The 25717-nt window shown below is 64.5% G+C and carries 25 protein-coding genes and 1 pseudogene; 13 read left to right on the plus strand and 13 right to left on the minus strand.

Annotated elements, in window-relative coordinates; translation table 11 throughout:
• A pseudogene (locus WG900_RS00005) lies at positions 1-327 on the minus strand (UDP-glucose 6-dehydrogenase); the annotation flags it as partial.
• A 33-nt stretch (positions 328-360) separates the two neighbouring features.
• The gene (locus WG900_RS00010; protein ID WP_339963830.1) at positions 361-1161 is read right to left on the minus strand and encodes a metallophosphoesterase family protein; all 801 of its coding nucleotides are present in this window, start codon (positions 1159-1161) and stop codon (positions 361-363) included.
• Between the two features lie 262 nt (positions 1162-1423).
• Here WG900_RS00010 and WG900_RS00015 point away from each other — a divergent pair, with 262 nt between their 5' ends.
• Positions 1424-2179: a TorF family putative porin gene (locus WG900_RS00015; protein ID WP_339963831.1), complete on the plus strand. Its 756-nt coding sequence runs from the start codon at positions 1424-1426 to the stop codon at positions 2177-2179.
• 126 nt (positions 2180-2305) lie between these two features.
• Positions 2306-2725, plus strand: coding sequence for a VOC family protein (locus WG900_RS00020; RefSeq protein WP_339963832.1), 420 nt, complete (start codon positions 2306-2308; stop codon positions 2723-2725).
• A gap of 3 nt (positions 2726-2728) precedes the next feature.
• Here the strand turns inward: WG900_RS00020 and nhaA are convergent, their stop codons facing one another.
• Positions 2729-3892 (minus strand): Na+/H+ antiporter NhaA, encoded by a 1164-nt coding sequence (gene nhaA, locus WG900_RS00025; RefSeq protein ID WP_339963833.1) that lies wholly within the window; start codon positions 3890-3892, stop codon positions 2729-2731.
• Positions 3893-4018: 126 nt separating this feature from the next.
• On the opposite strand from nhaA, the gene WG900_RS00030 reads away from it, so the two are divergent.
• The 5 genes from WG900_RS00030 to WG900_RS00050 all read left to right on the plus strand — a co-directional run bounded on the left by WG900_RS00030 (position 4019) and on the right by WG900_RS00050 (position 10066).
• A complete protein-coding gene (locus WG900_RS00030; protein WP_339963834.1) occupies positions 4019-5410 on the plus strand; it encodes a glycosyl transferase family protein in 1392 nt (463 codons plus the stop codon).
• A complete protein-coding gene (locus WG900_RS00035; protein WP_339963835.1) occupies positions 5407-6585 on the plus strand; it encodes a hypothetical protein in 1179 nt (392 codons plus the stop codon). The genes WG900_RS00030 and WG900_RS00035 overlap by 4 nt, the downstream gene beginning before the upstream one ends.
• 63 nt (positions 6586-6648) lie before the next feature.
• Positions 6649-7563, plus strand: a complete 915-nt coding sequence (locus tag WG900_RS00040) for a sulfite exporter TauE/SafE family protein (protein ID WP_339963836.1) — start codon at positions 6649-6651, stop codon at positions 7561-7563.
• A complete protein-coding gene (locus tag WG900_RS00045; RefSeq protein ID WP_339963837.1) occupies positions 7560-8312 on the plus strand; it encodes a TIGR02186 family protein in 753 nt (250 codons plus the stop codon). The genes WG900_RS00040 and WG900_RS00045 overlap by 4 nt, the downstream gene beginning before the upstream one ends.
• 62 nt (positions 8313-8374) lie before the next feature.
• Positions 8375-10066 (plus strand): ATP-binding protein, encoded by a 1692-nt coding sequence (locus tag WG900_RS00050; RefSeq protein WP_339963838.1) that lies wholly within the window; start codon positions 8375-8377, stop codon positions 10064-10066.
• Between the two features lie 170 nt (positions 10067-10236).
• Here the strand turns inward: WG900_RS00050 and WG900_RS00055 are convergent, their stop codons facing one another.
• Genes WG900_RS00055 through WG900_RS00065 form a run of 3 tightly spaced genes read right to left on the minus strand, consistent with a single transcriptional unit; the run spans position 10237 to position 15083 of the window.
• Entirely contained in the window at positions 10237-11670 is a 1434-nt protein-coding gene (locus WG900_RS00055; protein ID WP_339963839.1) for an MATE family efflux transporter, read from the minus strand.
• Positions 11667-12401 carry a 7-carboxy-7-deazaguanine synthase QueE gene (locus WG900_RS00060; RefSeq protein ID WP_339963840.1) on the minus strand — a complete coding sequence of 245 codons (735 nt, stop codon included), beginning with the start codon at positions 12399-12401 and terminating at the stop codon, positions 11667-11669. The genes WG900_RS00055 and WG900_RS00060 overlap by 4 nt, the downstream gene beginning before the upstream one ends.
• On the minus strand, positions 12402-15083 hold the full coding sequence (locus WG900_RS00065; protein WP_339963841.1) for a valine--tRNA ligase: 2682 nt from the start codon (positions 15081-15083) through the stop codon (positions 12402-12404).
• A 79-nt stretch (positions 15084-15162) separates the two neighbouring features.
• Here WG900_RS00065 and WG900_RS00070 point away from each other — a divergent pair, with 79 nt between their 5' ends.
• From WG900_RS00070 to WG900_RS00085, 4 genes are read left to right on the plus strand one after another with little or no spacing between them, the layout of a single operon-like run.
• On the plus strand, positions 15163-16275 hold the full coding sequence (locus tag WG900_RS00070) for an ABC transporter permease (RefSeq protein ID WP_339963842.1): 1113 nt from the start codon (positions 15163-15165) through the stop codon (positions 16273-16275).
• Positions 16272-17138: an ABC transporter ATP-binding protein gene (locus WG900_RS00075; protein ID WP_339963843.1), complete on the plus strand. Its 867-nt coding sequence runs from the start codon at positions 16272-16274 to the stop codon at positions 17136-17138. The genes WG900_RS00070 and WG900_RS00075 overlap by 4 nt, the downstream gene beginning before the upstream one ends.
• A gap of 21 nt (positions 17139-17159) precedes the next feature.
• The gene (locus tag WG900_RS00080; protein ID WP_339963844.1) at positions 17160-18104 is read left to right on the plus strand and encodes an MlaD family protein; all 945 of its coding nucleotides are present in this window, start codon (positions 17160-17162) and stop codon (positions 18102-18104) included.
• A gap of 11 nt (positions 18105-18115) precedes the next feature.
• Positions 18116-18736, plus strand: coding sequence for an ABC-type transport auxiliary lipoprotein family protein (locus WG900_RS00085; protein WP_339963845.1), 621 nt, complete (start codon positions 18116-18118; stop codon positions 18734-18736).
• Positions 18737-18932: 196 nt separating this feature from the next.
• Here WG900_RS00085 and WG900_RS00090 read toward each other — a convergent pair whose 3' ends face one another.
• The 7 genes from WG900_RS00090 to WG900_RS00120 are packed head-to-tail and all read right to left on the minus strand — an operon-like array spanning position 18933 to position 24360.
• Positions 18933-19628 carry an ATP12 family chaperone protein gene (locus WG900_RS00090; protein ID WP_339963846.1) on the minus strand — a complete coding sequence of 232 codons (696 nt, stop codon included), beginning with the start codon at positions 19626-19628 and terminating at the stop codon, positions 18933-18935.
• 4 nt (positions 19629-19632) lie between these two features.
• Complete coding sequence (locus tag WG900_RS00095; protein WP_339963847.1) at positions 19633-19851, minus strand: hypothetical protein; 219 nt, start codon at positions 19849-19851, stop codon at positions 19633-19635.
• The gene (locus WG900_RS00100) at positions 19848-20504 is read right to left on the minus strand and encodes an HAD hydrolase-like protein (RefSeq protein ID WP_339963848.1); all 657 of its coding nucleotides are present in this window, start codon (positions 20502-20504) and stop codon (positions 19848-19850) included. The genes WG900_RS00095 and WG900_RS00100 overlap by 4 nt, the downstream gene beginning before the upstream one ends.
• Positions 20501-21118, minus strand: a complete 618-nt coding sequence (locus tag WG900_RS00105; protein WP_339963849.1) for an FMN-binding negative transcriptional regulator — start codon at positions 21116-21118, stop codon at positions 20501-20503. The genes WG900_RS00100 and WG900_RS00105 overlap by 4 nt, the downstream gene beginning before the upstream one ends.
• Positions 21118-22431, minus strand: a complete 1314-nt coding sequence (locus tag WG900_RS00110; protein ID WP_339963850.1) for an RluA family pseudouridine synthase — start codon at positions 22429-22431, stop codon at positions 21118-21120. The genes WG900_RS00105 and WG900_RS00110 overlap by 1 nt, the downstream gene beginning before the upstream one ends.
• Positions 22428-22835 carry a fluoride efflux transporter CrcB gene (gene crcB / locus WG900_RS00115; RefSeq protein WP_339963851.1) on the minus strand — a complete coding sequence of 136 codons (408 nt, stop codon included), beginning with the start codon at positions 22833-22835 and terminating at the stop codon, positions 22428-22430. The genes WG900_RS00110 and crcB overlap by 4 nt, the downstream gene beginning before the upstream one ends.
• Positions 22836-22845: 10 nt before the next feature.
• Positions 22846-24360 (minus strand): sodium:solute symporter, encoded by a 1515-nt coding sequence (locus WG900_RS00120; RefSeq protein WP_339963852.1) that lies wholly within the window; start codon positions 24358-24360, stop codon positions 22846-22848.
• Positions 24361-24670: 310 nt separating this feature from the next.
• Between WG900_RS00120 and rpsU the strand changes: the two genes are divergently transcribed.
• Together rpsU and WG900_RS00130 are read left to right on the plus strand one after the other, a co-directional pair.
• Positions 24671-24877, plus strand: coding sequence for a 30S ribosomal protein S21 (rpsU, locus tag WG900_RS00125; RefSeq protein ID WP_310533193.1), 207 nt, complete (start codon positions 24671-24673; stop codon positions 24875-24877).
• A gap of 224 nt (positions 24878-25101) precedes the next feature.
• A complete protein-coding gene (locus WG900_RS00130) occupies positions 25102-25686 on the plus strand; it encodes an FKBP-type peptidyl-prolyl cis-trans isomerase (protein WP_339963853.1) in 585 nt (194 codons plus the stop codon).
• The last annotated feature ends 31 nt before the right edge of the window (positions 25687-25717 follow it).

The raw sequence follows: 25717 nt of genomic DNA on the forward strand, positions 1-25717 counted from the left end.
TGCGCCGACTTCTTCGGCCACGGCATAGACGTAGGACAGGTCCGCATGGCCATCTCCGCGGCGGCTGGGCGTGCCCACGGCGATGAAGATCGCGCCGGCATCGCGGATGGCCTCGGGCAATTCGGTGGTGAAGGTCAGCCGCCCCGCCTTGACGTTGCTGGCGACGAGTTCGGCCAGCCCCGGCTCATAGATCGGCATCACGCCGGCATTGAGGCTGTCGATCTTGGCCGGGTCCTTGTCGATGCAGACCACGTCATGACCGAAATCGGCGAAACACGCGCCCGAAACAAGGCCGACGTAGCCCGATCCGACCATGGCAATCTTCATGCGAAACGTTCCTTGTTCGGCCCCAGCCGGGCCTTAGGCAGCATCACGGACGCGGGTGCGGAGATCGCCCCCGTCTTCGGCGGTTTCGATCAACCAGCGGGTGCTGCCTTCCAATCCCAGCGCGGTCAAGCGGCCGGACTGGTAGGCCCCGGTATCGATGCCGATCCGGTTGGACAGCACTTGCGCCTCTTCGGTGATCGAATGGCCGTGGACGACCACGAAGCCGTGATCGCCGACATGCGACAAGAACGGCTCGCGAATCCAGCGAAGGTGCCCGGTGCGCTGCTGTTCGATGGGCAGGTCCGGATGGATGCCGGCGTGGACAAAAAGGTAGTCGCCGATCTGGATAGTGTCTTCGAAGCCGGCGAGGAAATCGACATCATCCTGCGGCACGGCCTGGCGCATCATGGCCTGCAGGTCCTCAACCTCGGCGGCGAGGTAATCTGCTGGGGCGATGGGATAGGACAGCAGCGTCTCACGGCCGCCATAGCGGATGAAGTGGCGCAGCGATTCGACGCTATCCAGCGAATCGAGGAACATTTCCTCGTGATTGCCGGCGATGAAGCGCACGTGGCGCTGCTGCGCCCACAGGCGCGCCGCCTTGATCACTCCGGCGCTGTCAGGTCCGCGGTCAACCAGATCGCCGAGCAGGATGACGGTTGTATCGGCATGGCCGCGTGCCCGGTCATCCGCCTCGATCGCTTCGGCCAGGGTAACCAGCAGGTCCAGCCGTCCGTGTATGTCGCCAACCGCATAGACACGCTGCCCGGCGGGGATGGCGGCCTTCACGGGCTCCGGACGAGCGGAGAAGAGGTTGCGTAGCGCTTTGATCATGGCTGGGTATGGGCGGGCCTATAAGCCTTGCGCCATAGCGAGGCAACTTTGCCGCGCGATGAACTGATCTGCCCTGACGGCCATAGTTGCACAAAGGACACATGGCGGAAGCATGTCTGCACAGTACTAGCGTTTTACTCTTGTGCAATGCAGCAATTCCATGTCACCAAGGTGTCACCGGATTGAGCGGGGCCCAAAAAATGAGGTCCCCCCTGAAGGTGCAGGTGGGACGAAGCAAATTTAACAACCTGAGGGATTTGTCATGCTTACGTCCATTCGCGGTGTTCTCGCCGCAACGGCCCTTACGGGCGCTCTTATCGCTGCGACCCCGGCATTCGCCGACGAGACCGATCCGCCCAAGGACGTCACGATCACCGGCAACGTCGCTTTCGTGACCGATTACCGCTTCCGCGGCCTCTCGCTTTCAGGCGGTGACATGGCTGTTCAGGGCGGCATCAACGTCAACCATTCGAGCGGCTTCTACGTCGGCGTCTGGGGTTCGAACCTCGAACAGGACGCGCTCGACATCTATGGCAACAGCGAAATCGACGTGTTCGGTGGCTGGACCGGTGAAGTCACCCCTGGCCTGACGGCTGACGTCGGCCTGCTGATGTACGTCTATCCGTCGGGCAGCTTCGGCAAGGGCAACGTGCTTGAGCCTTACGCTTCGCTTTCGACCACGATGGGCCCGGTTTCGGCCAAGGTCGGCATGGCCTATGCCTGGAAGCAGGACTCGCTGGGCGGTGACGACAACCTCTATGTCTACACCGATCTCGGCGTTGCCATCCCGGAAACGCCTCTCTCGCTGAGCGCCCACGTTGGTTACACCAGCGGCGCGCTTTCGCCGAACCTGCTCACCGCCAAGAGCACTGACGGCGGCTTCGACTATTCGGTCGGCGCCACGGCCAGTGTCACGAAGAACCTCTCGGTCGGCGTTTCCTACGTCGGCGTGGACGGCAATTCGATCAACAGCTTCTCGAACGATGCCGTAGTCGGCACGGTCAAGCTGAGCTTCTAATTCTGCTTTCCGCAGGACGGAATGGCGGCCCGCCCCCTCACTGGGGCGGGCCGTTTCCGTTTGAACGACTGCGATATGCAGGATTGGGGATTTGAAAGCCCGGCGCTAGCGGCCTATGTTCAGGCCATGACCAGCTACCTGCACACCATGATCCGGGTTTCGGACCCCGCCACCACGATCGCCTTCTTCGAACTGATCGGGCTGAAGGAAACCCGCCGGATCGATAACGAGAAAGGCCGCTTTTCGCTGATCTTCCTCTCCGCGCCGGGGCAGGAAGGCATTGCCGAGGTTGAGCTCACGCACAACTGGGATGAAAGTGACTATACCGGCGGGCGCAACATGGGCCACCTCGCGTTCCGGGTGGACGACATCTACGCCACTTGCGCCGCGCTGATGGCGGCGGGCCACACCATCAACCGTCCGCCGCGCGATGGCCACATGGCTTTCGTCAAGACGCCCGACGGCATCTCGATCGAGCTGCTCCAGCAAGGCGATCTGCCGCCGCAGGAACCCTGGGCGTCGATGGAGAACACCGGCTCCTGGTAAGGCTCAGCGCTTGGCGAGTCGCAGCAGTACGAAGCCGAGCAGCCCTGACAGCGCCGATCCGGCAAGCACGCCGAGTTTGGCTTCCTCGACCAGCAGCGGCGCTGTGGGGAACGCGAGCGCAGCGATGAACAGGCTCATGGTGAAGCCGATGCCGCACAGTGCCGCGAGGCCCCAGAGCTGAAGCGTCGAGGCTCCGGCTGGCCGCTTGGCCAATCCGAACTTTTCCGCCAGCAGGATTGCGCCAAGGATGCCCACCTGCTTGCCTACAAACAGTCCGAACGCCACGGCCAGCGGCAGGGCGGCGAACAGGCTGACGCCCGCGCCCAGTTTGACCCCGGCATTGGCCAGCCCGAACAGCGGCACGATCACGTAAGCGCTCCACGGCGCGACCGCGTGTTCCATGCGCAGCAGCAGACTGTCGCCCCGGCGGTCCAGTTGCATGGGAATGGTCATGGCTGATAACACGCCGGCGATGGTCGCGTGGACACCGGAATGGAGCGTGCAGTACCAGGCGATCACCGCCAGCGGCACGTAAGCCGCGCCGCTTCGTACCCCCGCGCGGTTTAGCACCAGCATTGCGGCAAGCGCCGCCAGCGCACCAGCGCCCCAGACAAGGTCAATGCCGGCGGTATAGAACAGCGCGATGATCGCCACTGCGCCCAGATCGTCAACGATGGCGACGGTCAGCAGGAACAGGCGCAGGCTGGGCGGCAGGCGCTTGCCCGCCAGAGCCAGCACGCCAACGGCAAAGGCGATGTCGGTCGCCGCCGGAATCGCCCAGCCCGGAGCGATTCCCGGAGTGCCGTTTGCAACGGCGAGGAACACGAGGGCCGGCATGGCCATTCCCGCTGCTGCAGCGATCACCGGCAGCCGCCGCCGCGCCGCGCTGGCCAGTTCGCCGTCGAGCACCTCGCGCTTGATCTCCAGCCCGACGACGAAGAAGAAAATCGCCATCAACCCGTCGTTGATCCAGTAGTGCAGGTTCTGCCCGATCAGCGGCAATTGCCCGTGAAGCAGGTGGTGCCAGGCCTCTGCCAGCAGTGAATTCGCCAGCACGAGGGCAAGGGCGGCGCAGCCCAGCAGGATCAGCCCCGCACCCGCATCGCCGTGGGCCAGCTTGATCAATCTTGCCGCGATCCGGCCGGGAAGACGCCTACTTTTGCTCATGCGTTCTCTTACAGAAAGCAAATGCCGCGTTGCAAGCGTAACAGGACGGGAATATGCCTGTTTTCAAAGGATTCGCCGGGGGGTGATGACTTGCAGGTATTGAGTACGATTGTTGCCGTATCTCCAGTGGTCGAGGTGATCCTTGGCGGCCTGCGCATGTTTGAGCGGGAGCTGTTGCTTTTTGCCGGTTTCTGGTTCGTTTTGGGCATCGCGGATGAAATCGCGATCGATTGCCTGTGGCTGTGGCAGAGGCTGGTCAACAAGCGGCGCACGCACCGACTGGTCCCCGATCTTGAAAATCGCGTGCTGATCGGCGGCGCGGCCGTGCTGATCCCGGCATGGCATGAAGCCGGCGTCATCGGCACCACGATCCGGCACATGCTGACCGCGTGGAAGCAGGCGCACTTGCGGGTCTATATCGGCTGCTATGCCAATGACACGGCCACGCTGGTTGCGGCGATGACCGCGATCGAGGGGGACCGGCGCGTCCGTCTGGTCATTCTTGATAGCAAGGGGCCGACGACAAAGGCAGATTGCCTCAACCGGCTTTACCGCGCGCTGGCTGACGATGAAGTGCGGGCTGGAGTGCCGTTCCGCTCGGTGATCGTCCACGATGCTGAAGACATGGTCCACCCCGCCGCGCTGGCGCTGATGGATACCGCGCTCAGCGATGCCGATTTCGTGCAATTGCCGGTGCGCCCCGAACCGCAGCCCGCCGCGCGCTGGATCGCCGGGCACTACATCGATGAATTCGCCGAGGCCCATGCCAAGGCCATGGTGGTGCGCGACGGACTGCGCGCCGCGCTGCCATCGGCGGGGGTCGGCTGTGCGTTACGGCGCAAAATTCTCAGCGACCTGTGCAAGGAACGTGGCCCCGGGGCGGATGGCCCGTTCGAGGCTGAATGCCTGACCGAGGACTACGAACTTGGCCTGCTGGTAACCCGGCGCGGCGGTCTCGGGCGTTTTCTCCGCCTTCGCGACCATGACGGAAACCTCGTCGCCACGCGCAGCTATTTCCCTTCGACCCTGCCCGAAGCCGTGCGCCAGAAGACCCGCTGGGTCCACGGCATCGCCTTTCAAGGGTGGGAGCGGCTCGGCTGGCAAGGCCGCCCGGTTGACTGGTGGATGGCGATCCGCGACCGGCGCGGGCCGCTGTCCGCACTGCTACTGGCGATTGCCTATGTCCTGCTGTTTGTCTCTCCGACCCTTGCGATCGCACAGCGGTACGGGCTCATCGCGCCGCGCGAAATCTCGCCATTGCTCCTCGGCATGGTCTGGTTCTGCTTTGCCGGGCTGATCTGGCGCGCAGTGATGCGCTTTGCCTTTACCGCCCGCGAATACGGCTGGGCCGAAGGCCTGCGCGCCGTGGCGCGGATTCCGGTGGCCAATATCATCACGATTATGTCCGGTCGCCGGGCCTTCGTCGCCTATTGGCGCAGCCTGTCGGGTGAAATGCCGGTCTGGGAGAAGACCACGCATTACGGTCATCCTGCCCTGGTGCGGGAGTCGCGGTCGTGAAGCGGGCACCCTCCCGCCGGCGTGGCCAGCCGATCATCGCGCTTGGCGCCATGCTCTGCCTGTGGACGGCAGGGCGGGTGATCGCCGTGTCGCTGCCGATTGCCGCACCCGAAGTGCGGGCACCGGAATGGCTGGCAACGCCCGCTATTGGCGAGGGTTCGGCGGCTGTTCTGGCTCCCAATGCTGCAGCGACAGTCGAGGCGCGGAAGAGCAATCCTACCTCAGCCTTGCCGACTGCCAGTTCACCTTTTGCGCAGCCGCTGCCGATGCCCGCCGCATCGCCGCTGCTCGCGACCCCCGAACCGGGTGGTCAAACGGGACCGCTTGCAACCCCGGCAACCGCACCGAAAGTTGCGCCCGCCTTGCCAGAGCCCTCGCCAATACCGCCAGCCATGCGGCCCAACCCGACACTATTCGGCGGACACCAGCTCCTGTTCCTCGCCGCGCTCAGCCAGGTCCCGCTGCCCGAAGGCTTGCTCGCTGCCCGCGCTGCACCGCCCAAGGCTGCAGCACCGCAGGCATCGCGCTGGTCGGGTGACGGCTGGCTGCTGCTGCGGCGCGGCGGTGGCGCGCCGGCGCTGGCGGCAATCGGTGGCTCCTATGGCGCGAGCCAGGCCGGCATGGTCCTGCGCTACCGGATCGACCGGACTTCGCCCAACCGCCCTTCGCTCTACCTGCGGGCGAGCGCTGCGCTGGATGGTTCGCGTGAGCAGGAAGCCGCGCTGGGCATTGCCGCGCGTCCGATCTCGCGCCTGCCCGTGCTCGCCATGGCCGAGGCGCGGGCAACGCGTACGCCCACCGGAACGCGCCTGCGTCCCGCGGCGGCACTCGTCACCGAACTGCCCGTGGCGTCGCTCCCGCTCGGCTTTCGTGCCGAGGCTTACGGGCAGGCTGCCTGGGTTGGCGGCACGGGTGCGACCGGCTTTGTCGATGGGCATCTGCGCGTGGAAAAACCGTTGGCCAAGTTCGCTAGCGGCGACCTGTCAGCTGGCGGCGACCTGTGGGGCGACGCGCAAAAGGATGCCTCGCGGTTTGATGCCGGGCCATCTGCGCGGCTGACCTTGCATCCCACCCGGCAGTCGACCGTGCGGGTCGCGGCGGACTGGCGATTCCGCATCGCCGGCAAGGCTGCACCGCAATCGGGGCCGGCAATCACCTTGTCCGCAGGATTCTGATCCGGATATCTGGGCTTTTGCCTTAACACCGCTGGCCATCCGGGCTAGGCATGGGGCAATCCCATGGATGTCTATCTGCCCATTGCCAACCTCGCGGTAAACCTGCTCGTGATTGTCGGGCTGGGGGTTCTGACGGGTGTGCTCTCGGGCATGTTCGGCGTTGGCGGCGGCTTCCTCACCACCCCGCTGCTGATTTTCTATGGCGTGCCGCCCACCGTGGCCGCTGCATCAGCCGCCAGCCAGGTCACCGGGGCCAGCGTGTCGGGCGTGATCGCCCATTCGCGGCGCGGCGGGGTCGATTACCAGATGGGCGGCGTGATGGTCGTTGGCGGCATTCTTGGCACCGGGCTGGGGGCGCTGCTGTTCAACCTGTTCACCGCGCTCGGCCAGATCGATACGCTGATCAACATCCTCTATGTCGTGCTGCTCGGCGGGATCGGCGCGGTCATGGCGCGCGACGCCTGGGCGGAGCTCAAGGCGCAGCGCACCGGCGTCGCGCTGCCCGCCCGCAAACGGCGGCACCATCCCCTGGTCGCCAGCCTGCCGCTGCGCTGGCGGTTTTATCGATCGGGCCTCTACATCTCGCCGCTCGCGCCGCTGCTACTGGGCGTGCTCACCGGCATCCTGACCATGCTGATGGGCATCGGCGGCGGCTTCGTGCTGATCCCGGCGATGCTTTACATTCTCGGCATGAGTGCAAATGTCGTGGTTGGCACCTCGCTGTTCCAGATCCTTTTCACCACCGTGGCTACCACCCTGATGCATTCGGTGACCACCAAGGCGGTGGACATCGTTCTGGCCGCCCTGCTGCTGCTGGGTTCGGTGACGGGGGCGCAACTGGGGGCCAGGTTAGCGCTGAAGATTCCGGCAGAGCGCCTGCGACTGGCACTCGCGGCACTGGTCCTGCTGGTTGCGCTGCGCATGGCGATCGGGCTGACCTATCGGCCAGAAGCGCTGTTCACGGTGGCGCCGCTATGAGGCGGCTGTTCTCGCTGCTGTGCCTCTGGCTGCTGACCGGCGCGGCCGACCCGATCCTCGTGCCCGAAGTGTCGCAGCACGAGGTTGAGGTGCGGCAGGGCTTCACTGGCACCGAACTGCTGCTTTACGGTGCAATCCTCGATCCCAGCGGCATCCGCGCCGGACGCGATTATGATATCGTCGTCATCCTCAAGGGGCCGACACGGTCGATCATCGTGCGCGAAAAGCAGCGCTTCGCCGGCATCTGGATCAACGGCGCAAGCGGCGAATATCGTTCTGCGCCAGGCTATTATGCGGTCGCATCCTCACGCCCGATCGACAAGATTGTCGATACGCGCACGGCGGCAATTTACGAGATGGGGCTGTCTTCGCTGCAGCTCTCCCCCATCGGTACGATCGATCCGAACAAGCAGCGGCGCTTTGCCGACGGGCTGGTCGGCCTGATGGCGGCCGACGGGCTCTACCAGCAGAACGACGGCGCAGTGACGATCAGCGAACAGGTGCTGTATCAGGCGCGCATCCGCCTGCCATCCTCGGTTCCCGTCGGGCGCTATACCGCGGAAACGCTTGCCATCAGCCGGGGGCGCGTGGTTGCCTCCGCCACAGCCCACGTCAATGTCAGCAAGCGCGGCTTCGAACGCGGCATTGCCGAATTCGCTGACCAGCTCGGCCTGCTCTACGGCCTGCTCGCGGTCGGTATCGCGGTGGGCATGGGGCTCGCCGCAGGGCGTATCTTCGCCAGGTTTTAGTGTAAATTAACGAGTTAACCCTAAGCCCGGACCATCAATTGGTGTGATCGGGGCGACACATGATGTCGGACATGAGTTCGAAGGGTTTTCACAGCGTACATCCGGCCAGTCCGCAGGACCTTGCCGGGGGGAGTGGTGTGCCACAGGTCGACAATGCGCTCGAACCGATCGGCATCATCCAGGAAATCGCCGGTTCCAGCTCGTCAATCGCGCTTGACCTGACCCGCCTGCAGGAATGTTCGGAAGATGCCGATCCGTCGGTGGCGCTGGCCGGGCAAGTCGGCAGCCAGATCAAGATCCGTGTCGGGCGCGGCTGGCTGCTCGCGTCGGTCCGCACCCAAAAGCAGGACACAAGAAGTCCGGGCGGTATCACGGCGCACATCGACTTCCTTGGCGAAGGTGACGAGGAACGGCTGACCGGCCGCATCCACGGCTTCCGCCGCGGCGTCACCTGCTATCCGATCCCCGGCGCGCTGGTTTACCCTGCGACGACCAACGACCTGCGCCAGATCTACGCCAGCGATGGCCGCTCGACCATTCAGGTCGGCACCGTGTTCCCCACGCGCGACATCCGCGCCGGCATCTATATCGATGCCTTCCTCGGAAAGCACTTCGCGCTGCTCGGTTCGACCGGCACCGGCAAATCGACCAGCGCCGCGCTGATCCTGCACCGCATCTGCGAGGCGGCGCCGCAGGGCCACATCGTCATGGTCGATCCGCACGGCGAATATGCCGCGGCGTTCAAGACCACCGGCATGGTGTTCGACGTGTCGAACCTCGCCATGCCGTATTGGCTGATGAACTTCGAAGAGCATTGCGAAGCCATGCTCACCTCGACCGGCGAACAGCGGCAGGAAGATGCCGACATCCTCGCCCGCTGCGTGCTGCAGGCGCGGATGAAAAACCGGCTGGCCGAACAGATGGGCCGCATCACGGTCGATTCACCGATCCCCTACGTGCTGTCCGATCTCACCACGATCCTGCAGAACGAGGCCGGCAAGCTCGACAAGGCGACGACCTCTGCGCCTTACGTCCGCATCAAGAACAAAATCGACGAACTGCGCAACGATCCGCGCTATCAGTTCATGTTCTCAGGGATGCTGGTGACTGACACCATGGCAGACTTCATCGGCCGGATCTTCCGCCTGCCGGCTGACGGCAAGCCGATCTCGATCATCGACGTGTCAGGCGTGCCGTCCGAAATCACCTCGACCGTGGTCGCCGTGCTCGCCCGCCTCGTGTTTGACCACGCCATCTGGAGCCGCGATGAAAAGCAGCGCCCGATCCTGCTGGTCTGCGAAGAAGCGCACCGCTACGTGCCGAACGAGAAGAATTCCGATGGCTCGTCGGTTGGCCGCATCCTCAGCCGTATCGCCAAGGAAGGCCGTAAGTACGGCGTGGCACTCGGCCTGATTACCCAGCGCCCGTCCGACCTTGCCGAAGGCGTGCTGTCACAGTGCGGCACGATCATCTCGATGCGCCTCAACAACGACCGCGATCAGGCCTTTGTGCGCGGGGCCATGCCCGAAGGTTCGCGCGGGTTCCTCGATTCGATCCCGGCGCTGCGCAACCGCGAGGCGATCATGTGCGGCGAAGGCGTGTCGATTCCGATGCGCGTGACCTTCGACGACCTGGAAGAAATGAAGCGCCCGGCCTCTGCCGATCCGAGCATCACCGAACTGTGGCGCCAGACCGGCGGCGAGGAAGCCTCGGTCCAGCGCACGGTCATGCGCTGGCGCGCGCAGGGTCGCTGAACCGCACCGATTTCCGGCCCATTCCGGGCTGCAAACGGCAGATTTCTGCGCTTCCCGCGCTCACGTACTGACGTACGCTGCGCGCCGGTTCTCGAACTCCACCATTTTCGCCTCGGACTGAGCCGAAACTCGGCACGGTTCAGAAACAAACGGAACGGCTCATGCTGCTCCTAGGCGGACAAATACGCCTGATCGCGCTTCTTCCGCCAATCGCCGTGTATATAGAGCCACCACGATCCCACCGCCGATACGCAGGACGCTATCGGGAACGACCACCACAGCGCGTCGCTGCCCATCTGCGGATAGGCACCGAAATAGAAGCCCAACCGCACCGGGAACAGCGCGATTGTCTGGATGATCAGCGGCAGCCAGACGACGCCGTAAGCGCGCAGCGTGCCGCCCACGACCATCGATGCCCCCATCACGATGAAGCTCCAGGTAATGATGTACTGGAGGTGCACCGCGATATCGACAGCCGGGCTTTGCGCACCGAGGAACAGCCCCAGCAGCGGGCGCGAGAACAGGACCAGCAGCGCGGAGAGCACGCCGGTCATCACCACATTGCTCAGCATTCCGGCGTTGGACACCTTGGCCACCCGCTCATGCTTGCCCGCGCCGATTGCCTGCGCGACCATGGCGCTGACGCCCGAACTGATCGCAAAGGCCGGCATCTGCAGGAAGTTCCACAGCTGCATCGAAGCGCCGTAGGCGGCGGTGGAATGCGAACCCTCGCGGTTGACCAGGCCGACGATCACCATCTGCGCCGATGACATCAGCAGCATCGACGTGCCCATCGGCAGGCCCTTGCTGATCATGTATTTCAGCTCGCTGCCGGCCGGGATCAGGTAGGCGAACTCGCGGGCACGCAGGCGCAGCGGCAAGTCGCGCTTGTATAGCTGGTACAGCAGGAACGCCATGCCACCGAGGCCCGCGACGAAGCTGGCGCAGGCCGATCCGCCGATGCCCATTGCCGGGATCGGACCCCAGCCAAGGATGAACAGCGGGTTGAGCCCGACGTCGAGCAGCACGCTGATCGCCATCGAATACATCGGTGATTTGGCATCGCCCACGCCGCGCATGCCCATCGACAGGACCATGTTGGCCGTGCCGAACGGGATCGAGATGAAGATCACCCGCAGATAGGTAACTGCAAGGTCCATGCTGTCGGCAGGAATCGACATCAGCCGCAGCATGGTCGGCGCGAAAATCAGTCCGAGAACCGCGCTGGCCAGCGCGAGCGCCATGGCAAAGCCCACCCCGTTGCCGAAACTGCGTCGCGCCGCGATCACGTCACCCGCGCCGTAATGCTGGCCGATGCGAACGGTGCTGGCCATGCCGAATCCCATGACCAGCGCGAAGAACAGGAACATCACGACATTGGCATTGGTCGTCGCCGCCAGTGCGTCCTCACCGATGAGCCGGCCGACCCAGATGGCATTGACGAAGCCGTTGATCGTCTGGACAAGGTTGCCGATCAGCATCGGGATCGAAAACGCGATCAGCGTCTTCAGGATCGGCCCGCTGGTCAGGTCGCCCATGCGCTGCGGCGTTTCCGCCACGACCTCTTCGGCGATGGACTGCTCTTCGGGGGACAGTTCGGTCATGTTCCCCTCGTGTCGCCGAACAGGTGGATGTGCAAGCGGTCGGAGAAATTCAGTTCATTGTTTGAACAATAATCGGCGAGCCAGACGCTACGCTCGCGGATCGTCGCGCTGTCGCGGCCTTCGGGCATGAGCCACACGCGCTGGCCGGTTATGCTGTGTTCGGCGGTGATGGCGTGGACCTCGGCAAGGTCTTGCCCGCTGGCGATGACGAATTTGAACGTTGCACGCGGGTCGGCGGCGAAGGCGCGCAGGGCATCGGGCCGCAGCGCGAGGTCGCGCGGGTTGCCGCTGTGCGCGAGTTTTGGCGACACATTCCACTGGTGGACGAGGGCGTCGAGCACGGCGGGCGGCGCAACTGTGCCATTTGTCTCGACCTCGACATGAATTCCCGGCAGCAGCGCCAGCATACGGGCAAGGGCAGGGGCCTGCAGCAGCGGCTCACCCCCGGTCACGACCAAGCGCCGCCGGCCGAAGGCGGCAATCTGTGCAGCGACATCAGCCTCGTCGAGCGTCACCTGATTGGCGGCGCGGTCAAAGTCCAAGCCGTCGCGGTGCGGGCGGTTATCGCCCTGGAAGCGCCAGGTATAGGCGGTGTCGCACCACTCGCAGGCGAGGTTGCAGCGCGACAGGCGCACGAAAGTGCAGGCGCGGCCAGCGGATGGGCCTTCGCCCTGGACCGAGGCGAAAATCTCGGGCTCGCCGGGCGCTATCGTGGCGAGAGCGAGCGCCATTTACCCCAGCCGAGCCAGTGCCGCGCTGAGCCGCTCGGCCTCAGCGGCGTGCATGGCGTGGTCGGCGCGGGCCTTTTCGACGGCTTCGGGCTTGGCCTTCTCGACGAAGGACGGGTTGTTCAAACGGCCTTCGAGCGACTTGGCTTCCTTCTGCGAAACCTCGAGCGCCTTGGCGAGGCGGGCCTTTTCGGAGGCAATGTCGATCACGCCTTCCAACGGCACGATCAGGCTGGCATCGCCCGCGCCGATCTGCATGGCGGCACCCGCTGGCGCAGCTTCGAAGCGGACGGCGCTGAGGCGGGCGATCCGTTCGATCGCGCCGGGGTTGCGCTCGATCACGCCGCGCGTCTGGGCTGATGGCTCGGGCAGATAGGCCTCGAGCTTGGCACCCGGCGCAATGCCGAGTTCGTTCTTTGCTGTGCGCAGGTTGCCGATCAGCGCGATCAGCCAGTCGACCTCCGCCTTGGCCTCTGCATCGACGCTCGCCTGCGGATCGGGCCAGCTGGCGGTGATTAGCGGATAGTGCGGGCGATCCCCGAGCGCGCCCCACAGCTCTTCAGTGACGAAGGGCATGAAGGGGTGCAGCATGACGAGGATCTGGTCGAGCACCCAGCCGGCGACGGCCTTGGTTTCCTCGTCGAAGTTGCCCTTGATCAGTTCGATGTACCAGTCGCAGAACTGGTCCCAGACGAAGTGGTAGATCGCATTGGCCGCCGCGTCGAAGCGCAGGTCGGCCATGGCCTGATCCAGTTGGCCAAGCGTTTCGACGACTTCGCCGATAATCCACTTGTTGACCGCGCTGGTGGCCTTGGGCGCAGCGATCGATGTGCTGGCGGCAATGCCGTTGCTCTCGCAGAAACGCGCGGCGTTCCACAGCTTGGTGGCGAAGTTGCGATAGCCTTCGACCCGGCGCTCATCCATCTTGATGTCGCGGCCCTGGCTCTCCATCGCCGCCATGAAGAAGCGCAGTGCATCCGCACCGTACTGGTCGATCAGGCCCAGCGGATCGACGACATTGCCCTTGGACTTGGACATCTTCTGCCCATCCGGCGCGCGGACCAGACCGTGCAGATAGAGCCGCGGCCACGGGTTCTGGCCGGTCATCGCCTGCCCCATCATCATCATGCGGGCATCCCAGAAGAACAGGATGTCGAAGCCGGAGACGAGCAAGTCATTGGGGTAGTGGCGCTGGACGAGGGTGGTATCCTCCGGCCAGCCGAGCGTGGCGAAGGGCCACAGGGCCGAGGAGAACCACGTGTCGAGAACGTCTTCATCACGGCTCAGCGTCTTGTTGCCGGCAAGGGCCTGCGCTTCTTCCTCGGTTTCCGCGACGTAGATTTCGCCGTCATCGGCAAACCAAGCCGGGATCCGGTGGCCCCACCACAGCTGGCGGCTGACACACCAAGGCTGGATGTTTTCCATCCAGTTGAAGAAGGTCTTCTCCCAGCTCTTCGGGACGATCTCGATCGCGCCCGAGCGTACGGCCTCCAGCGGTGCCTTCGACAGCTCAGCCGCATTCACATACCACTGGTCAGTCAGCCACGGCTCGATCACTACGCCGCCACGGTCGCCGAAGGGGGTCTGGATCGTGCGGGGTTCGGCGTCGACCTCGACCGGCTCGCCGTCCTTATCCTTGGTCATGTGCGGGATCAGCATCCCCGCTGCCTTCATGTCGGCAACGATCATATCGCGCACGACAAAGCGGTCGAGCCCGAGGTACTTTTCGGGGATCAGGCCATCGGCGGCCTGCACCACCAGCGCTTCGGCATCGAACATGTTGAGCATGTCGGCGGGCTTGATCCCGGCGCGCTTGCCCACTTCGAAGTCGTTGAAATCGTGCCCCGGCGTGATCTTCACCGCGCCGCTTCCCAGTTCGGGGTCGGCGTGTTCATCGGCAACAATACGGAAGCGGCGGCCGGTGAGCGGCTGGACAATCTCCTTGTCGATCACGCTGGCATAGCGCGGATCATCGGCGTTCACCGCCACACACATGTCGGCCAGCATCGTTTCGGGGCGCGTGGTGGCGACTTCGATATAGTCGAGGCCATCGTCGCGCTTTACGCCGTCCGCCAATGGGTACTTGAAGTGCCAGAAGCCGCCCTTGATCTCGCGGGTTTCCACCTCAAGGTCGGAAATCGCGGTCTTGAGCTTGGGGTCCCAGTTCACCAGTCGCTTGTCACGGTAGATCAGGCCCTTGTTGTAGAGGTCGACAAACACCTTCACCACGGCGCGGGTGAAGTGCGGGTCCATGGTGAACTGTTCGCGGCTCCAGTCCATCGAACAGCCAAGGCGGCGGAGCTGGCAGGTGATCGTGCCGCCGCTCTCGTGCTTCCATTCCCAGACCTTGTCGACAAAGGCTTCGCGGCTGTAATTGGTGCGCTTGTCATGCCGCGCTTCCATCTGGCGTTCTACGACCATCTGCGTGGCGATGCCGGCATGGTCGGTGCCGACCACCCATAGCGCATCCTTGCCGCGCAGACGTTCATAGCGGATCACCACGTCCTGCAGCGTATTGTCGAGCGCGTGGCCGATGTGCAGGCTGCCGGTCACGTTCGGCGGCGGGTTGACGATGGTATAGGGAGTCGCGTCCGGACGTTCCGGGCGGAACAGGCCGTTTGTTTCCCAGTGGGAATACCATTTCGCCTCGATGGCGGCGGGATCGAAAGTCTTGTCTAGAGCCATGCCGGGCCTTTGCCAGCGGGGGGGCGAGCGCGCAACCCACCTTGCCCCCGCCACAATTTACCTGCAGACACACGCCGAGATGCGAACTTGGGCTGATTTCACTACTGAAGAAGGCGATGGCGGCGCGAAGCGCATCGTTTTCTCGGGACCACTGACCGTCAGCTCGATCGGGCCGGCGGACGTGCGCCTGCGCACCCTCGAAGGTCCGGTCAGCGAACTCGACGTCAGCAGCATTGGTGAGATTGACACGGTCGGCGCCTGGTTGCTGCACCGGTTGTCGCAGGAATTCAGCGCCCCGGTCGTCGGCGCCAGCGGGCAGGCCAAGCGGCTCATAACCGCGATCGAAACCGACGAACCGGAGGAGACTGCGCGGCCGCCCCGGCCCAATGCCGTGACCCGCGTGCTTGAGGCGACCGGCATTCTCTCGGTCACCACCTGGCTCGGCACGGTCAAGATCACCGGCTTCCTTGGCGAGATTCTCGTCGATGCCGGCCATCTGCTCCGCCACCCCGGGCGCGTGCGCGGCAAGGCGATGATCCACCAGCTCGAACTGGTCGGCATCAACTCACTCGGCATCATCGGACTTATGAGCTTCCTTGTCGGCATCGTCATTGCCCAGCAGGGCGCGGTGCAGCTTCAGCAGTTCGGCGCGGAGATGCTGACTGTCAACCTGACCGGCCGCATTGCCATGCGTGAACTGGGCGTGCTGATGACCGCGATCATGGTCGCGGGCCGCTCGGGATCGGCCTTTGCGGCGCAGATCGGCACGATGAAGCTGACCGAGGAAATCGACGCGATGCGCACCATCGGCGTCTCCCCGATCGAAGCGCTGGTGATCCCGCGCATCCTCGCCTCGGTGGTGATGATGCCGCTGCTGGGGTTCTATGCCGCGATCATGGCGATTGTCGGCGGCGCGGTGATTTCCTCGTTCACGCTGGGCATCCCGTTCATGACCTTCCTCACCCGCATCCAGGAAGTTGTGCCGCTGCATGACGTATGGGTCGGGCTGGTCAAGGCGCCGTTCTTCGGCCTCGTGATCGCCATGACCGGCTGCTACCAGGGCATGCAGGTCAAGGCCAATGCCGAAGAAGTGGGCCTGCGCACGACCATGGCCGTGGTCCAGGCGATTTTCATGGTCATCGTCATGGACGCGTTCTTCGCCGTGTTCTTTACCGAAGTGGGCTGGGGATGAACGAGATCCCCAACGATATCCGCACTGACGTGGTGCATGCGCGGTTCAAGGACGATCACCCGATTGTCGTGAAGGGCCTGCGCAATGCCTTTGGCGATCAGGTGATACACGACAATCTCGACCTCACGGTCAACCGGGGCGAGATTATTGGCGTGGTCGGCGGTTCCGGCACCGGCAAGTCGGTGCTGATGCGTTCGATCATCGGCCTGCAGATCCCCGAGGAAGGTTCGATCGACGTGCTCGGTGAATCGATTACTGATGCGCACGACGATGACGATATCGACATCCGCAGCCGCTGGGGCGTGCTGTTCCAGGGCGGAGCGCTGTTCTCCACGCTGACCGTGGCTGAGAACGTCGAAGTGCCGCTGCGGGAATTCTACCCCGAGATCGGCGACCAGCTACGGCGCGAGATTGCCCATTACAAGGTGCGCCTGTCCGGCCTGCCGACCGCTGCGGCGGACAAGTATCCGTCCGAATTGTCAGGCGGCATGAAAAAGCGCGCCGGCCTAGCCCGTGCGCTGGCGCTCGATCCGGACCTGCTGTTCCTTGACGAGCCGACTGCCGGACTCGACCCCATCGGCGCGGCGGCCTTCGACCATCTGACAAAGGAGCTTCAGGCGACGCTGGGGCTTACGGTATTCCTGATCACGCACGATCTCGACACGCTGTACGAGATTTGCGACCGGGTTGCCGTGCTGGCGGACAAGAAGGTGATTGCAGTCGGTACGATCCCCGAACTGCTCGCCACTGACCATCCGTGGATTCAGGAATACTTCAATGGCCCCCGCGGGCGGGCGGCGCAGGCTAGTCAGGAACGCGGCGAGGCGGCGAAGGTGGACAAGTCGCTGGGCAAGGGGGCATAGGTAGACCAATGGAAACCACCAATGGAAACTAGGGCAAATCACGTCTGGGTGGGTGCGGTTACGCTGTTCCTGCTAGCAGTCGTCGCGGCCTTCGTGATCTGGATCGCGCAGCTCGGCAAGGGCGACCGTCAGGAATACGACATCTTCTTCAAGCAGTCGGTTGACGGGCTGACGTCTGGCACGACGATCAATTATGCTGGCGTTCCCGCAGGGCAGATTGCCGACATTGAGCTGTGGCCAGCCGACCCCAGCTTCGTGCGCGTGCGCATCGAAGTCGACAAGAAGGTCAAAATTCTTCAGGGCACGACGGCGACGATCCAGGGCAGCTTTACCGGCACCTCGACGATCCAGCTCAATGGTGGCATCCGCGGCGCGGCACCGATTACCGAGCCGGGACCTGGACCGGGCCGCGTGCCGGTGATCCCTACCAAGCGCGGCGGGCTGGGCGAACTTCTGTCCAACGCGCCGATGCTGATCGAGCGGTTGGCGACGGTGACCGAGCGGCTCAACACCCTGCTGTCGGATGAGAACCAGCGCTCGATCAAGGGCATTCTCGCCAATACTGATAAACTGACCGCCAACCTCGCTGATGCCTCACCGCAGGTGAAGGGCACGCTGGCCGAACTGCAAGTCACGCTCAAGCAGGCCAGCGCCACGCTGGCGAGCTTTGAACAGGTCGCTGGATCAGCCAACACCCTGCTGGGCAGCGATGGTCAGTCGCTCGCGCGGCAACTTCGCGAGACGCTGGGTTCGGCCAAACTCGCGGCGGATTCGCTGCAAGGCGCGCTCAGCGAGGCGCGGCCGGGGCTCAACCAGCTGTCCGAGAGCACCTTGCCGCAAGCCGAAGCCGCGATCCGCGACCTGCGCGCGACGACCAAGGCCTTGCGCGGCGTGACCGAAAAGATCGACGAACAAGGCGCCGGCGCACTGCTGGGCGGGCAGAAGCTGCCGGACTACAAGCCATGAGGAGTTCTGCCATGAAGTATCGAACGATGATTGGCGGGACCGGGAAGGCGCACTTCGCCAAGATCGCCGCGATCGGACTGGTGCTGGCGCTGTCGGGCTGCCTCGGCCTTGGCGGGGGCAAGCCGCCGCCGACGCTGTTCACGCTGACGGCGGACAAGACGCTGCCGGCTGGAACGGTGCTGTCGGGCAATTCGGCGCAGGCGCTGATCGTGCTCGATCCGGAGACCGACCAGAACCTGTCGAACACCCGTATCGCGGTGCAGGTTGACCAGAGCAATGTCGCCTACCTCGCCAAGGCGGCTTGGGTCGAACGCCCGGCGCGCCTGTTCGGCACGCTGATGGCCGAAACCATCCGCGCTGGCGGCAAGCGCATCGTCTTTGTCGGCGATGACGGCATCAACACCAGCCGCAATCGCCTCGGCGGACGCTTGACCGCCTTTGGTTATGATGCGCGCGAACAAGCAGTGATTGTCCGCTTCGATGCCGTGCTGAACGGAGCGGCTGGAGCGGTGTCCACGCGCAGGTTTGAGGCTAAGGTGCCCGGTGTGGCCGCCAAGCCCGAACTGATTGCCCCGGCACTCAACCGCGCGGCAAATCAGGTTGCTGTCGAGGTTGCCGACTGGGTGGGGTGAGAGTCGAGGCCAACGCGCCCAACTTAACCCCATTTCGTCATCCTGAACTCGTTTCAGGATCCATTTCGCCTCCCGCTCGGATCTCCGTAAGGGGAGAATAACGGTGCCGTTTTGCTGTCCAAGGCGAGCAATGCGCCTGCGGCAAGATGGATCCTGAAACGAGTTCAGGATGACGGTGTGAGTGGGGTGAGGTCGATTAAACCCTCACCAACCCCGCAAACCGGATCGCTGCCTCAAAATCGCGCAACCGCTTGGCCTGCCGTGCTTCGGCTTCGGCGTCTCGGCCCCACATTTCCTCTTGGAACAGCTCTTCTAGCTCGCTGGCTTGCCACAGCACTTGCGTATCGTGCTGACCGTGGACGGACAGCAGTGCGATGATCAGCGAGGCGGAAATGCCCGAGAGGGATCGCAGCGCTGCCAGCGTCAGGTCGTCCTTGGCTTCCAGCAGTGCGCGCAGCTTCGTCAGCGTTTCGGGCGGCTGGGGCTGGTGCATAATGCCGCTCACCCGCGCGAATTTGAGGCCCCATGTCGCCTCGGCAGCCGCCAGCAGCGGCTCCCATGCCGCATCCTGCCGCCGCGCGAGCACTTCGCCCGGCGCGGCGCGGTAGCACAGCGTGTCGGTCTCGCCGTAAGCCAGCAGCGCGCGCACGGTGTCGGCGCGGTCGCCGGCGATCACGTCGATGGCATAGTCGGCCATGTCGCGCAGAACGAAGCCGGCGGGGTCGATTTCCTCGCCCTGATCGGTCCACTCCTGCGCCAGCGCGCGGGCAAGAGCCTCGCCGGGGACGATCTGCTGGCGCTTGCCCTGCGTCTTCAGTGGGCGGCCATCAAGCATGACTTGCCAGCCGCCATCCACCAGCGCTGCCGAAACTTCCTTCCAGAACCGCTTCACGGGATCAACTTCTCCAGCGCTTGGCGAGCAGGGTGGGAACGAGGAACACGTCGACCATGCCGATCAGGATCAGCGTAACGCCGATCAATCGCGCCATCGGGATGTCGATCTTGTCGCCAGCGCAAAGCAGGCCGACGAGGATCAGAACCACGCCCGACATGCGGACAAGGTTGATCGCCATGAAGCGCTTCTTGGCCAGCGCCTCTTGTTCGGGTGTGGTCATGACAGCAGGTACTCCCCAAGTTGAAACGGTGTATCGGCGACCCATTCGGCCCCCGCCGCGACAAGTTCCGCCGCCTCGTGATAACCCCAGGTCACGCCAATCGCGCGCACGCCCGAATTGACCGCAAGGCCCATGTCGAAGGCCGTGTCACCGATCATCACGGTGTGCGCCGGGTCGGCCAGCGTCTCGCCCAGCGCGGCTTCCATCATTGCCGGATGCGGCTTCGACGGATGGCGGTCGGCGGTCTGCAAGGTGGCGAAGCGGTGCGTCAGGCCATGGGCGGCGAGGCAGTGCGACAGGCCCCGGTCGCTCTTGCCGGTGGCCACGCCGAGCAGCCAGCCGGCCCCGTGGAGCTTCTCGATCAGTTCGGCGATGCCATCGAACAGCGGTTCGGCAATGCGGCCTTCATCGCGCGCGGTGCGGTAGGCGCGCTTATAGGCATCGACCGCCAGCGCTTCCACGTCAGGCGCGCAGTCAGGCACCAGCCGCCGCACGGCCTGCGGCAGCGACAGGCCGACGATGCGGCGAACGGCGTGGCGATCGGGCGGAGCAAGGCCGGCTTCGGCAAAGGCAGCTTCCATCGCCTCGCAGATCGAGGCTTGGCCATCGACCAGCGTTCCGTCGCAGTCAAACACGGCGAGGCGCTGGCTCATGCCGCGCCCTTGTCGTCGAGCAGCGTCCGCATCAGTTGTGCCAATGCCATTGCGCCCTGCGCTTCAAGTGCATCGGCGACGCGGGCGCGCTCCTCGGCAGGCTTGTTCTGGCTGAGCTTGAGCGTCGGCCGCCAGCCGCGCACTTCCATTTCGAAACCGGTGATGCCGCCCATCATGGCGCGCAGCTTGTACGCCGGCACTTTGTCCATCGTCCACGGCGCGCCGCCGATGACGCGGGCTTCCTGCCGCTCGCTCAGCGTTTCGAGCAGGCCTTCGAGTCCCTCGGCATCCATGCGGCGCACGGGGCCTTCCATTTCAAGGGCAATGTAGTTCCATGTCGGCACCTGCGCCGCGTCGTCGTACCAGCGCGGGCTGACATAGGCGTCTGGCCCATTGACGACGGCAAGCGCGGTCATGCCCGGAAGGTGCTTGGTCAGCGCATTGCCGCGCGACAAGTGGAACTGCACCGCGCCGTCACCGGTGTGGACCAGCGGTGTGTGCGCCACCCGCGGACCATCGGGCGTCTGGGCGAAGATCATGCCGAAGCCGATCTCTTCGATCAGCGTTTCGAAAAGGGCGCGGTTCTCGCTGCGGAACAAGGCATTGGGATGCATCAGCGCGGCTTTCGGGGTGCGCCGGGCTTGGCCGGGCTTTTGGGCCGGGCGGGGGCGGGGCGTTTGGCGGCGGGTTTTGCACCGGGCTTGCCAGCCGCTTTGGCGGGCGGCCGAGTAGTCGGCTTGGTGGTGGGAACCTGCGAGCCTTTGCCCTTGGTCGGGCCGCGCTTCTTCGGCGCTTCCTCGCGCGTTCCCGCCTTGCCGGCAGGCGCGCGTTGACCGCTCTTTCTGCCATGGCGCTCACCCCGGCGTTCCTTGCGGTACTGCTTGGCGTGGGCCTTGGCTAAGGCCTTTTCCTCTTCCTTGGGCGCGCGGATCGGCACTTCGATCACCGCTTCGCCGTCGGCCTCGTCAAAGCCAAGCTGACTGAGCGAGGCGGCAAAGTGAGGCGGCAATTCGGCGGTCACGTCGAGCGGCGCGCCATCGGGATGGTCGATCAGCAGACGCCGCGCGTGGAGGTGCATCTTGCGGCTGATCGAGCCGGAGAGGAACGCCTCTGGCCCGCCGTATTTGCCATCGCCGATGATCGGATGGCCGATAGCCGCCATGTGAACGCGAAGCTGGTGCGTGCGCCCGGTGAAGGGCTGCAGTTCGACCCAGGCGGCGCGGTTGCCGGCGCGGTCGATCACGCGGTAGCGGGACTTGGCGGGCTGGCCCTGATCGGTCTTGTCGACCATCATCTTCTCGCCGCCGCTGCCCGGCTGCTTGGCGAGCGGCAGGTCGATCACGCCTTCCCTGATGTCAGGCACGCCGGCCACCAGCGCCCAGTAGATCTTGGTCGCTGATCGGGTGGAGAACCGCTTCGAGAAATAGGCCGCGCTGCCGGGCGTTGCCGCAACCAGCAGCACGCCCGAGGTATCCTTGTCGAGCCGGTGAACGAGGCGCGGACGCGCGCCGCTCGGCGCATAGGCATCGAGCAGGCCGTCGACGTGTTCGAAGGTGCCTGATCCGCCCTGCGTGGCAAGGCCCGGCGGCTTGTTGAGCACGATCGCCGCGCGGTCGCGGTGGATGACCATGGCATCGGCCTGTTCGAGCTGCTCCTCGGTCAGCGGCTTGCGGACGCGGGCGCCGCTGCGTTCGGGCGTGGCACCGCCCGGCGGTACGCGCAGGACCTGGCCCTTGGCGAGCCGGTCATCGACCGCAGCGCGCTTGCCATCGACACGGATCTGCCCGGTGCGCGCCCAGCGGCTGACCATGGCAAAGCTGACCTGCGGCAAGTGGCGCTTGAACCAGCGGTCAAGCCGGATGTCGTCATCATCGGCCTGAACGGTGAACTGGCGGACTTTTTCGTCCGGAGCGTGGTGCGTGCTCATGCTACGGCCCTCATTACGAACAGTCCGGCAAACAGCGCGGCGAAACCGGCAATCAGCGACACGGCGACATAGGCCATGGCCGTGCCCAGTTCCCCGCGTTCGACCAGCAGGGCGAATTCAAGGCTGAAGGCGGAGAAGGTGGTAAAGCCGCCCAGCACGCCAACGCCGAGCATAAGCCGCAGGGACTCGCCCGCCGTTCCCGAGCGAGCCAGCCAGCCCGCCAGCAGCCCCATGGCGAGGCTGCCGATCACGTTGACGCTGAGCGTGGCGAGGGGAAATGCCGTGGCTGCAGCAGGACCAATGGCGCGGGTCCAGGCCACGCCGGTGAGGAAGCGCAGCCAGGCACCAAGGCCGCCGCCAAGGGCGACCAGCGCGGAACTTGCAAGGAAGGATGGGGATGTCATGACCCAGCCCTTAGCCGGGGTTGCCCGCGATTGCCACTTTAGCCTTGCCCATCGCGCAAACCAGCGCCGAGATTGCCGTGCCGAGCACCAGTTGCCACGGAAAAGCGATGGCTTTCATGCCGGCGGGCAGGGCGAGGCTGTCGATCACATAGGGCTGGAAGGCCAGGACGGTCAGGAACCCGGCGACGAAAGCGGCGATGACCGAGCCCGAATTTCCGCGACGCGTGAACAGCGCCACGCCGTAAACGCCGAGCAGGCCTGAATAGGCAAAGCTCATCACCCCCAGCACGAAATCGAGCAGGGCGGCATCCGAATAGCGCTGCCAGTAATAGGACAGGATCGACATGGCGAAGAGCGCGAGGCCGAGCACCACGCTCGCCGCGCGGCCGGCGCGGACGAAGTGGGCTTCTTGCCGCTCACCGGCGAAGGGGCGGTAGAGATCGTTCACCAGCACGTTGGCCATCGAGATCAGGCCGGAATTGATCGCCGCTGCCGCAATTACGCCGACAGTCACCAGCCCGCGCAGTCCGGGCGGTATCTCGGTCAGGATATAGTGCATGAACACCGTCACCTTCTCGCCGTTGAAGCTGCTCGCGGCGGCCCCCTGATAATGCAGCCACAGCAGCGAACCGATCACGAGGAACAGGGCGATCACCGGCAGCGAGACGATCACCGAGGCATAGAGCGCGCGGCGGCCCTTGGCGGCATCCTCACAGGCCAGCAGGCGCTGGGTGATGTCCTGATCGAGCCCGGATGAGGCAAGGTTGAGCAGGACCACGCCCGTCAGCACCGCGAACAGCCCGAACGGGGCGGAAAGATCCAGCGTGGCGTTTATCGGAGCAAGCTTGCTACCGCCCGGCGCATTTACCAGCGCCGAAATCGCCTCGCTCATGGACATCGGCAGGCTTGCCCACAGCGTGATCGCCACGACCAGTGCTGCGCCGACATAAAGCACCACCTGCACCAGATCGGACCAGATGATCGATTCGAGTCCGCCCATGAAAGTGAAGACCAGCCCGAAAACCAGCAGCAGCCCCGATGCAATGACGATGTGGCCCGGTTCTATGTCGAGGAATAGGATCATCGAGACGGCAATCGCCGCCAGATAGAGCCGCGCCCCGCTCGCGAGAATGCGTCCCAGCAGGTACATCACCCCGGCCGCGCGGCGGGCGGTCGCGTCGAACCGGCTTTCGAGCAGTTCGTAAACCGTTGTCACCCGCATCGCGTAAAAGCGCGGGATCAGGACATTGCCGGCGATCCACGCGGCGACCAGCGCGGCAAAGACTCCGCCGATGTAGGTATAGTTGCCGCGATAGGAATTGTCCGGCACGCCAAGGAACGTCGCCGCCGATTGCACGGTAGACAGCACCGATATCGCCACCAGCCAGGTCGGCGCATGGTGCCCGGCAAGGAAATAGCCCTCGCTGTCCATGCCGCGCCGCGTTGTCAGCCAACCGGCAAGCGCGAGCAGCAGGACATAACCGATCAGAACGGCCCAGTCGGTGGGCGTGAAACTGGTGTGCATGGAACCCCTTCCGAGGCGCAAAGACCACAGCCCGGATGCATATTCAACTTGCGAGGACGACGAGGGCAGGGATAGGGCTGGACTTGGCCCGCAATCAGGCTCACCCCCGCCGAGGCTCACTTGAGCCGTTCCGGGCGCGGAAAAACGCGCAAAGGTTGTCGAATGGGTTGCCAATACCCCGACTCTTTGCTAGCCGCCCGCCGGTTCGAGCCGATCCTGTAAGGGATTCGGCACGTTTTCGCATTTTTCCGGTTTTGGTGATTCCCGCAGGTCGCGGGCTCTCGCCACCGTTTGTGAGGTATGGGTTTTTATGCAGATTCTCGTCCGCGACAATAACGTCGACCAGGCACTTCGCGCGCTCAAGAAGAAGCTGCAGCGCGAAGGCGTCTATCGCGAGATGAAGCTGCGCCGTCACTTTGAAAAGCCGTCGGAAAAGCGCGCCCGTGAAAAGGCTGCCGCTGTCCGCCGCGCCCGCAAGATGGAGCGTAAGCGTCTGGAACGCGACGGCGTAAAGTAAGAGTCTTGAAGTTGGCCAAGCCTTCCGGCTTGGCCTGGCGGTTCCGGCCCGCTCCCCTCCCGGCCACCCATAGGGTAACCTATCGCTGGGTGGCCGGGAGGGGAGCGGGCCGGAACCGTTTCTGCCGTCAGGCAGACAATGGACTTGAACGCTTTTAAGCGTTCCGCCAAAGGGGCGCGGAGCAATACCGCGCCCTTTTTGCATCTTGCACACAGGATCTGCCCATGACCGAGATTACCCGCGTTCCGCTCCAGCCCGTCGCCAAGGGCTCGGTGACCAAGATCTGGCTCGGCGTATTGGCGCTGGTTCTGGCCGGCGCCGGGCTCGCTTGGGGCACAACCCGCGGCTACAACACGCTCGACGGCGGTGTGCAGGTGATCACGCTCAAGGCGGGTGAGGGCGATTCGCCCAAGACCAGCGATGTGGCGCTGGTCAACTACAAGGGCACGCTCAAGGACGGCACCGTGTTCGATGAGAACAAGCAGGTGCCCATGCCGCTGCAGGGCGTGATCCCCGGTTTCACCACCGCGCTATCATCGATGCAGAAGGGCGGCAAGTATCAGGTCATGATCCCCGCCGCCGCAGGTTATGGTGACAAGGACAACGGTCCGATTCCGGCGAACAGCGATCTCTATTTCGATATCGATCTGCTCGGCTTCATGGATTTCCAGCAATTCCAGATGCAGCAGGCAATGATGCAGCAGATGCAGCAGCAGCGTGGCGGTCCCGGTGGTCCGGGCGGTGGTCCCGGTAGGGGCGAACGCGCACCGCTGCCGCCGGGCGCACCCGGTTCCGAACCGCAGCAGTAATTTCCAAGCGCAGTAATTTCAAACCAAGGGG

The organism is Novosphingobium aquae, assembly GCF_037572715.1.
Lineage (GTDB): Bacteria > Pseudomonadota > Alphaproteobacteria > Sphingomonadales > Sphingomonadaceae > Novosphingobium > Novosphingobium aquae.

Coding starts and splice junctions, on each gene's coding strand:
- WG900_RS00010 (WP_339963830.1), bottom strand. CDS start 1,161: ATGATCAAAGCGCTACGCAACCTCTTCTCCGCTCGTCCGGAGCCCGTG.
- WG900_RS00015 (WP_339963831.1), top strand. CDS start 1,424: ATGCTTACGTCCATTCGCGGTGTTCTCGCCGCAACGGCCCTTACGGGC.
- WG900_RS00020 (WP_339963832.1), top strand. CDS start 2,306: ATGACCAGCTACCTGCACACCATGATCCGGGTTTCGGACCCCGCCACC.
- nhaA (WP_339963833.1), bottom strand. CDS start 3,892: ATGAGCAAAAGTAGGCGTCTTCCCGGCCGGATCGCGGCAAGATTGATC.
- WG900_RS00040 (WP_339963836.1), top strand. CDS start 6,649: ATGGATGTCTATCTGCCCATTGCCAACCTCGCGGTAAACCTGCTCGTG.
- WG900_RS00045 (WP_339963837.1), top strand. CDS start 7,560: ATGAGGCGGCTGTTCTCGCTGCTGTGCCTCTGGCTGCTGACCGGCGCG.
- WG900_RS00050 (WP_339963838.1), top strand. CDS start 8,375: ATGTCGGACATGAGTTCGAAGGGTTTTCACAGCGTACATCCGGCCAGT.
- WG900_RS00055 (WP_339963839.1), bottom strand. CDS start 11,670: ATGACCGAACTGTCCCCCGAAGAGCAGTCCATCGCCGAAGAGGTCGTG.
- WG900_RS00060 (WP_339963840.1), bottom strand. CDS start 12,401: ATGGCGCTCGCTCTCGCCACGATAGCGCCCGGCGAGCCCGAGATTTTC.
- WG900_RS00065 (WP_339963841.1), bottom strand. CDS start 15,083: ATGGCTCTAGACAAGACTTTCGATCCCGCCGCCATCGAGGCGAAATGG.
- WG900_RS00070 (WP_339963842.1), top strand. CDS start 15,163: ATGCGAACTTGGGCTGATTTCACTACTGAAGAAGGCGATGGCGGCGCG.
- WG900_RS00075 (WP_339963843.1), top strand. CDS start 16,272: ATGAACGAGATCCCCAACGATATCCGCACTGACGTGGTGCATGCGCGG.
- WG900_RS00080 (WP_339963844.1), top strand. CDS start 17,160: ATGGAAACTAGGGCAAATCACGTCTGGGTGGGTGCGGTTACGCTGTTC.
- WG900_RS00085 (WP_339963845.1), top strand. CDS start 18,116: ATGAAGTATCGAACGATGATTGGCGGGACCGGGAAGGCGCACTTCGCC.
- WG900_RS00095 (WP_339963847.1), bottom strand. CDS start 19,851: ATGACCACACCCGAACAAGAGGCGCTGGCCAAGAAGCGCTTCATGGCG.
- WG900_RS00100 (WP_339963848.1), bottom strand. CDS start 20,504: ATGAGCCAGCGCCTCGCCGTGTTTGACTGCGACGGAACGCTGGTCGAT.
- WG900_RS00105 (WP_339963849.1), bottom strand. CDS start 21,118: ATGCATCCCAATGCCTTGTTCCGCAGCGAGAACCGCGCCCTTTTCGAA.
- WG900_RS00110 (WP_339963850.1), bottom strand. CDS start 22,431: ATGAGCACGCACCACGCTCCGGACGAAAAAGTCCGCCAGTTCACCGTT.
- crcB (WP_339963851.1), bottom strand. CDS start 22,835: ATGACATCCCCATCCTTCCTTGCAAGTTCCGCGCTGGTCGCCCTTGGC.
- WG900_RS00120 (WP_339963852.1), bottom strand. CDS start 24,360: ATGCACACCAGTTTCACGCCCACCGACTGGGCCGTTCTGATCGGTTAT.
- rpsU (WP_310533193.1), top strand. CDS start 24,671: ATGCAGATTCTCGTCCGCGACAATAACGTCGACCAGGCACTTCGCGCG.
- WG900_RS00130 (WP_339963853.1), top strand. CDS start 25,102: ATGACCGAGATTACCCGCGTTCCGCTCCAGCCCGTCGCCAAGGGCTCG.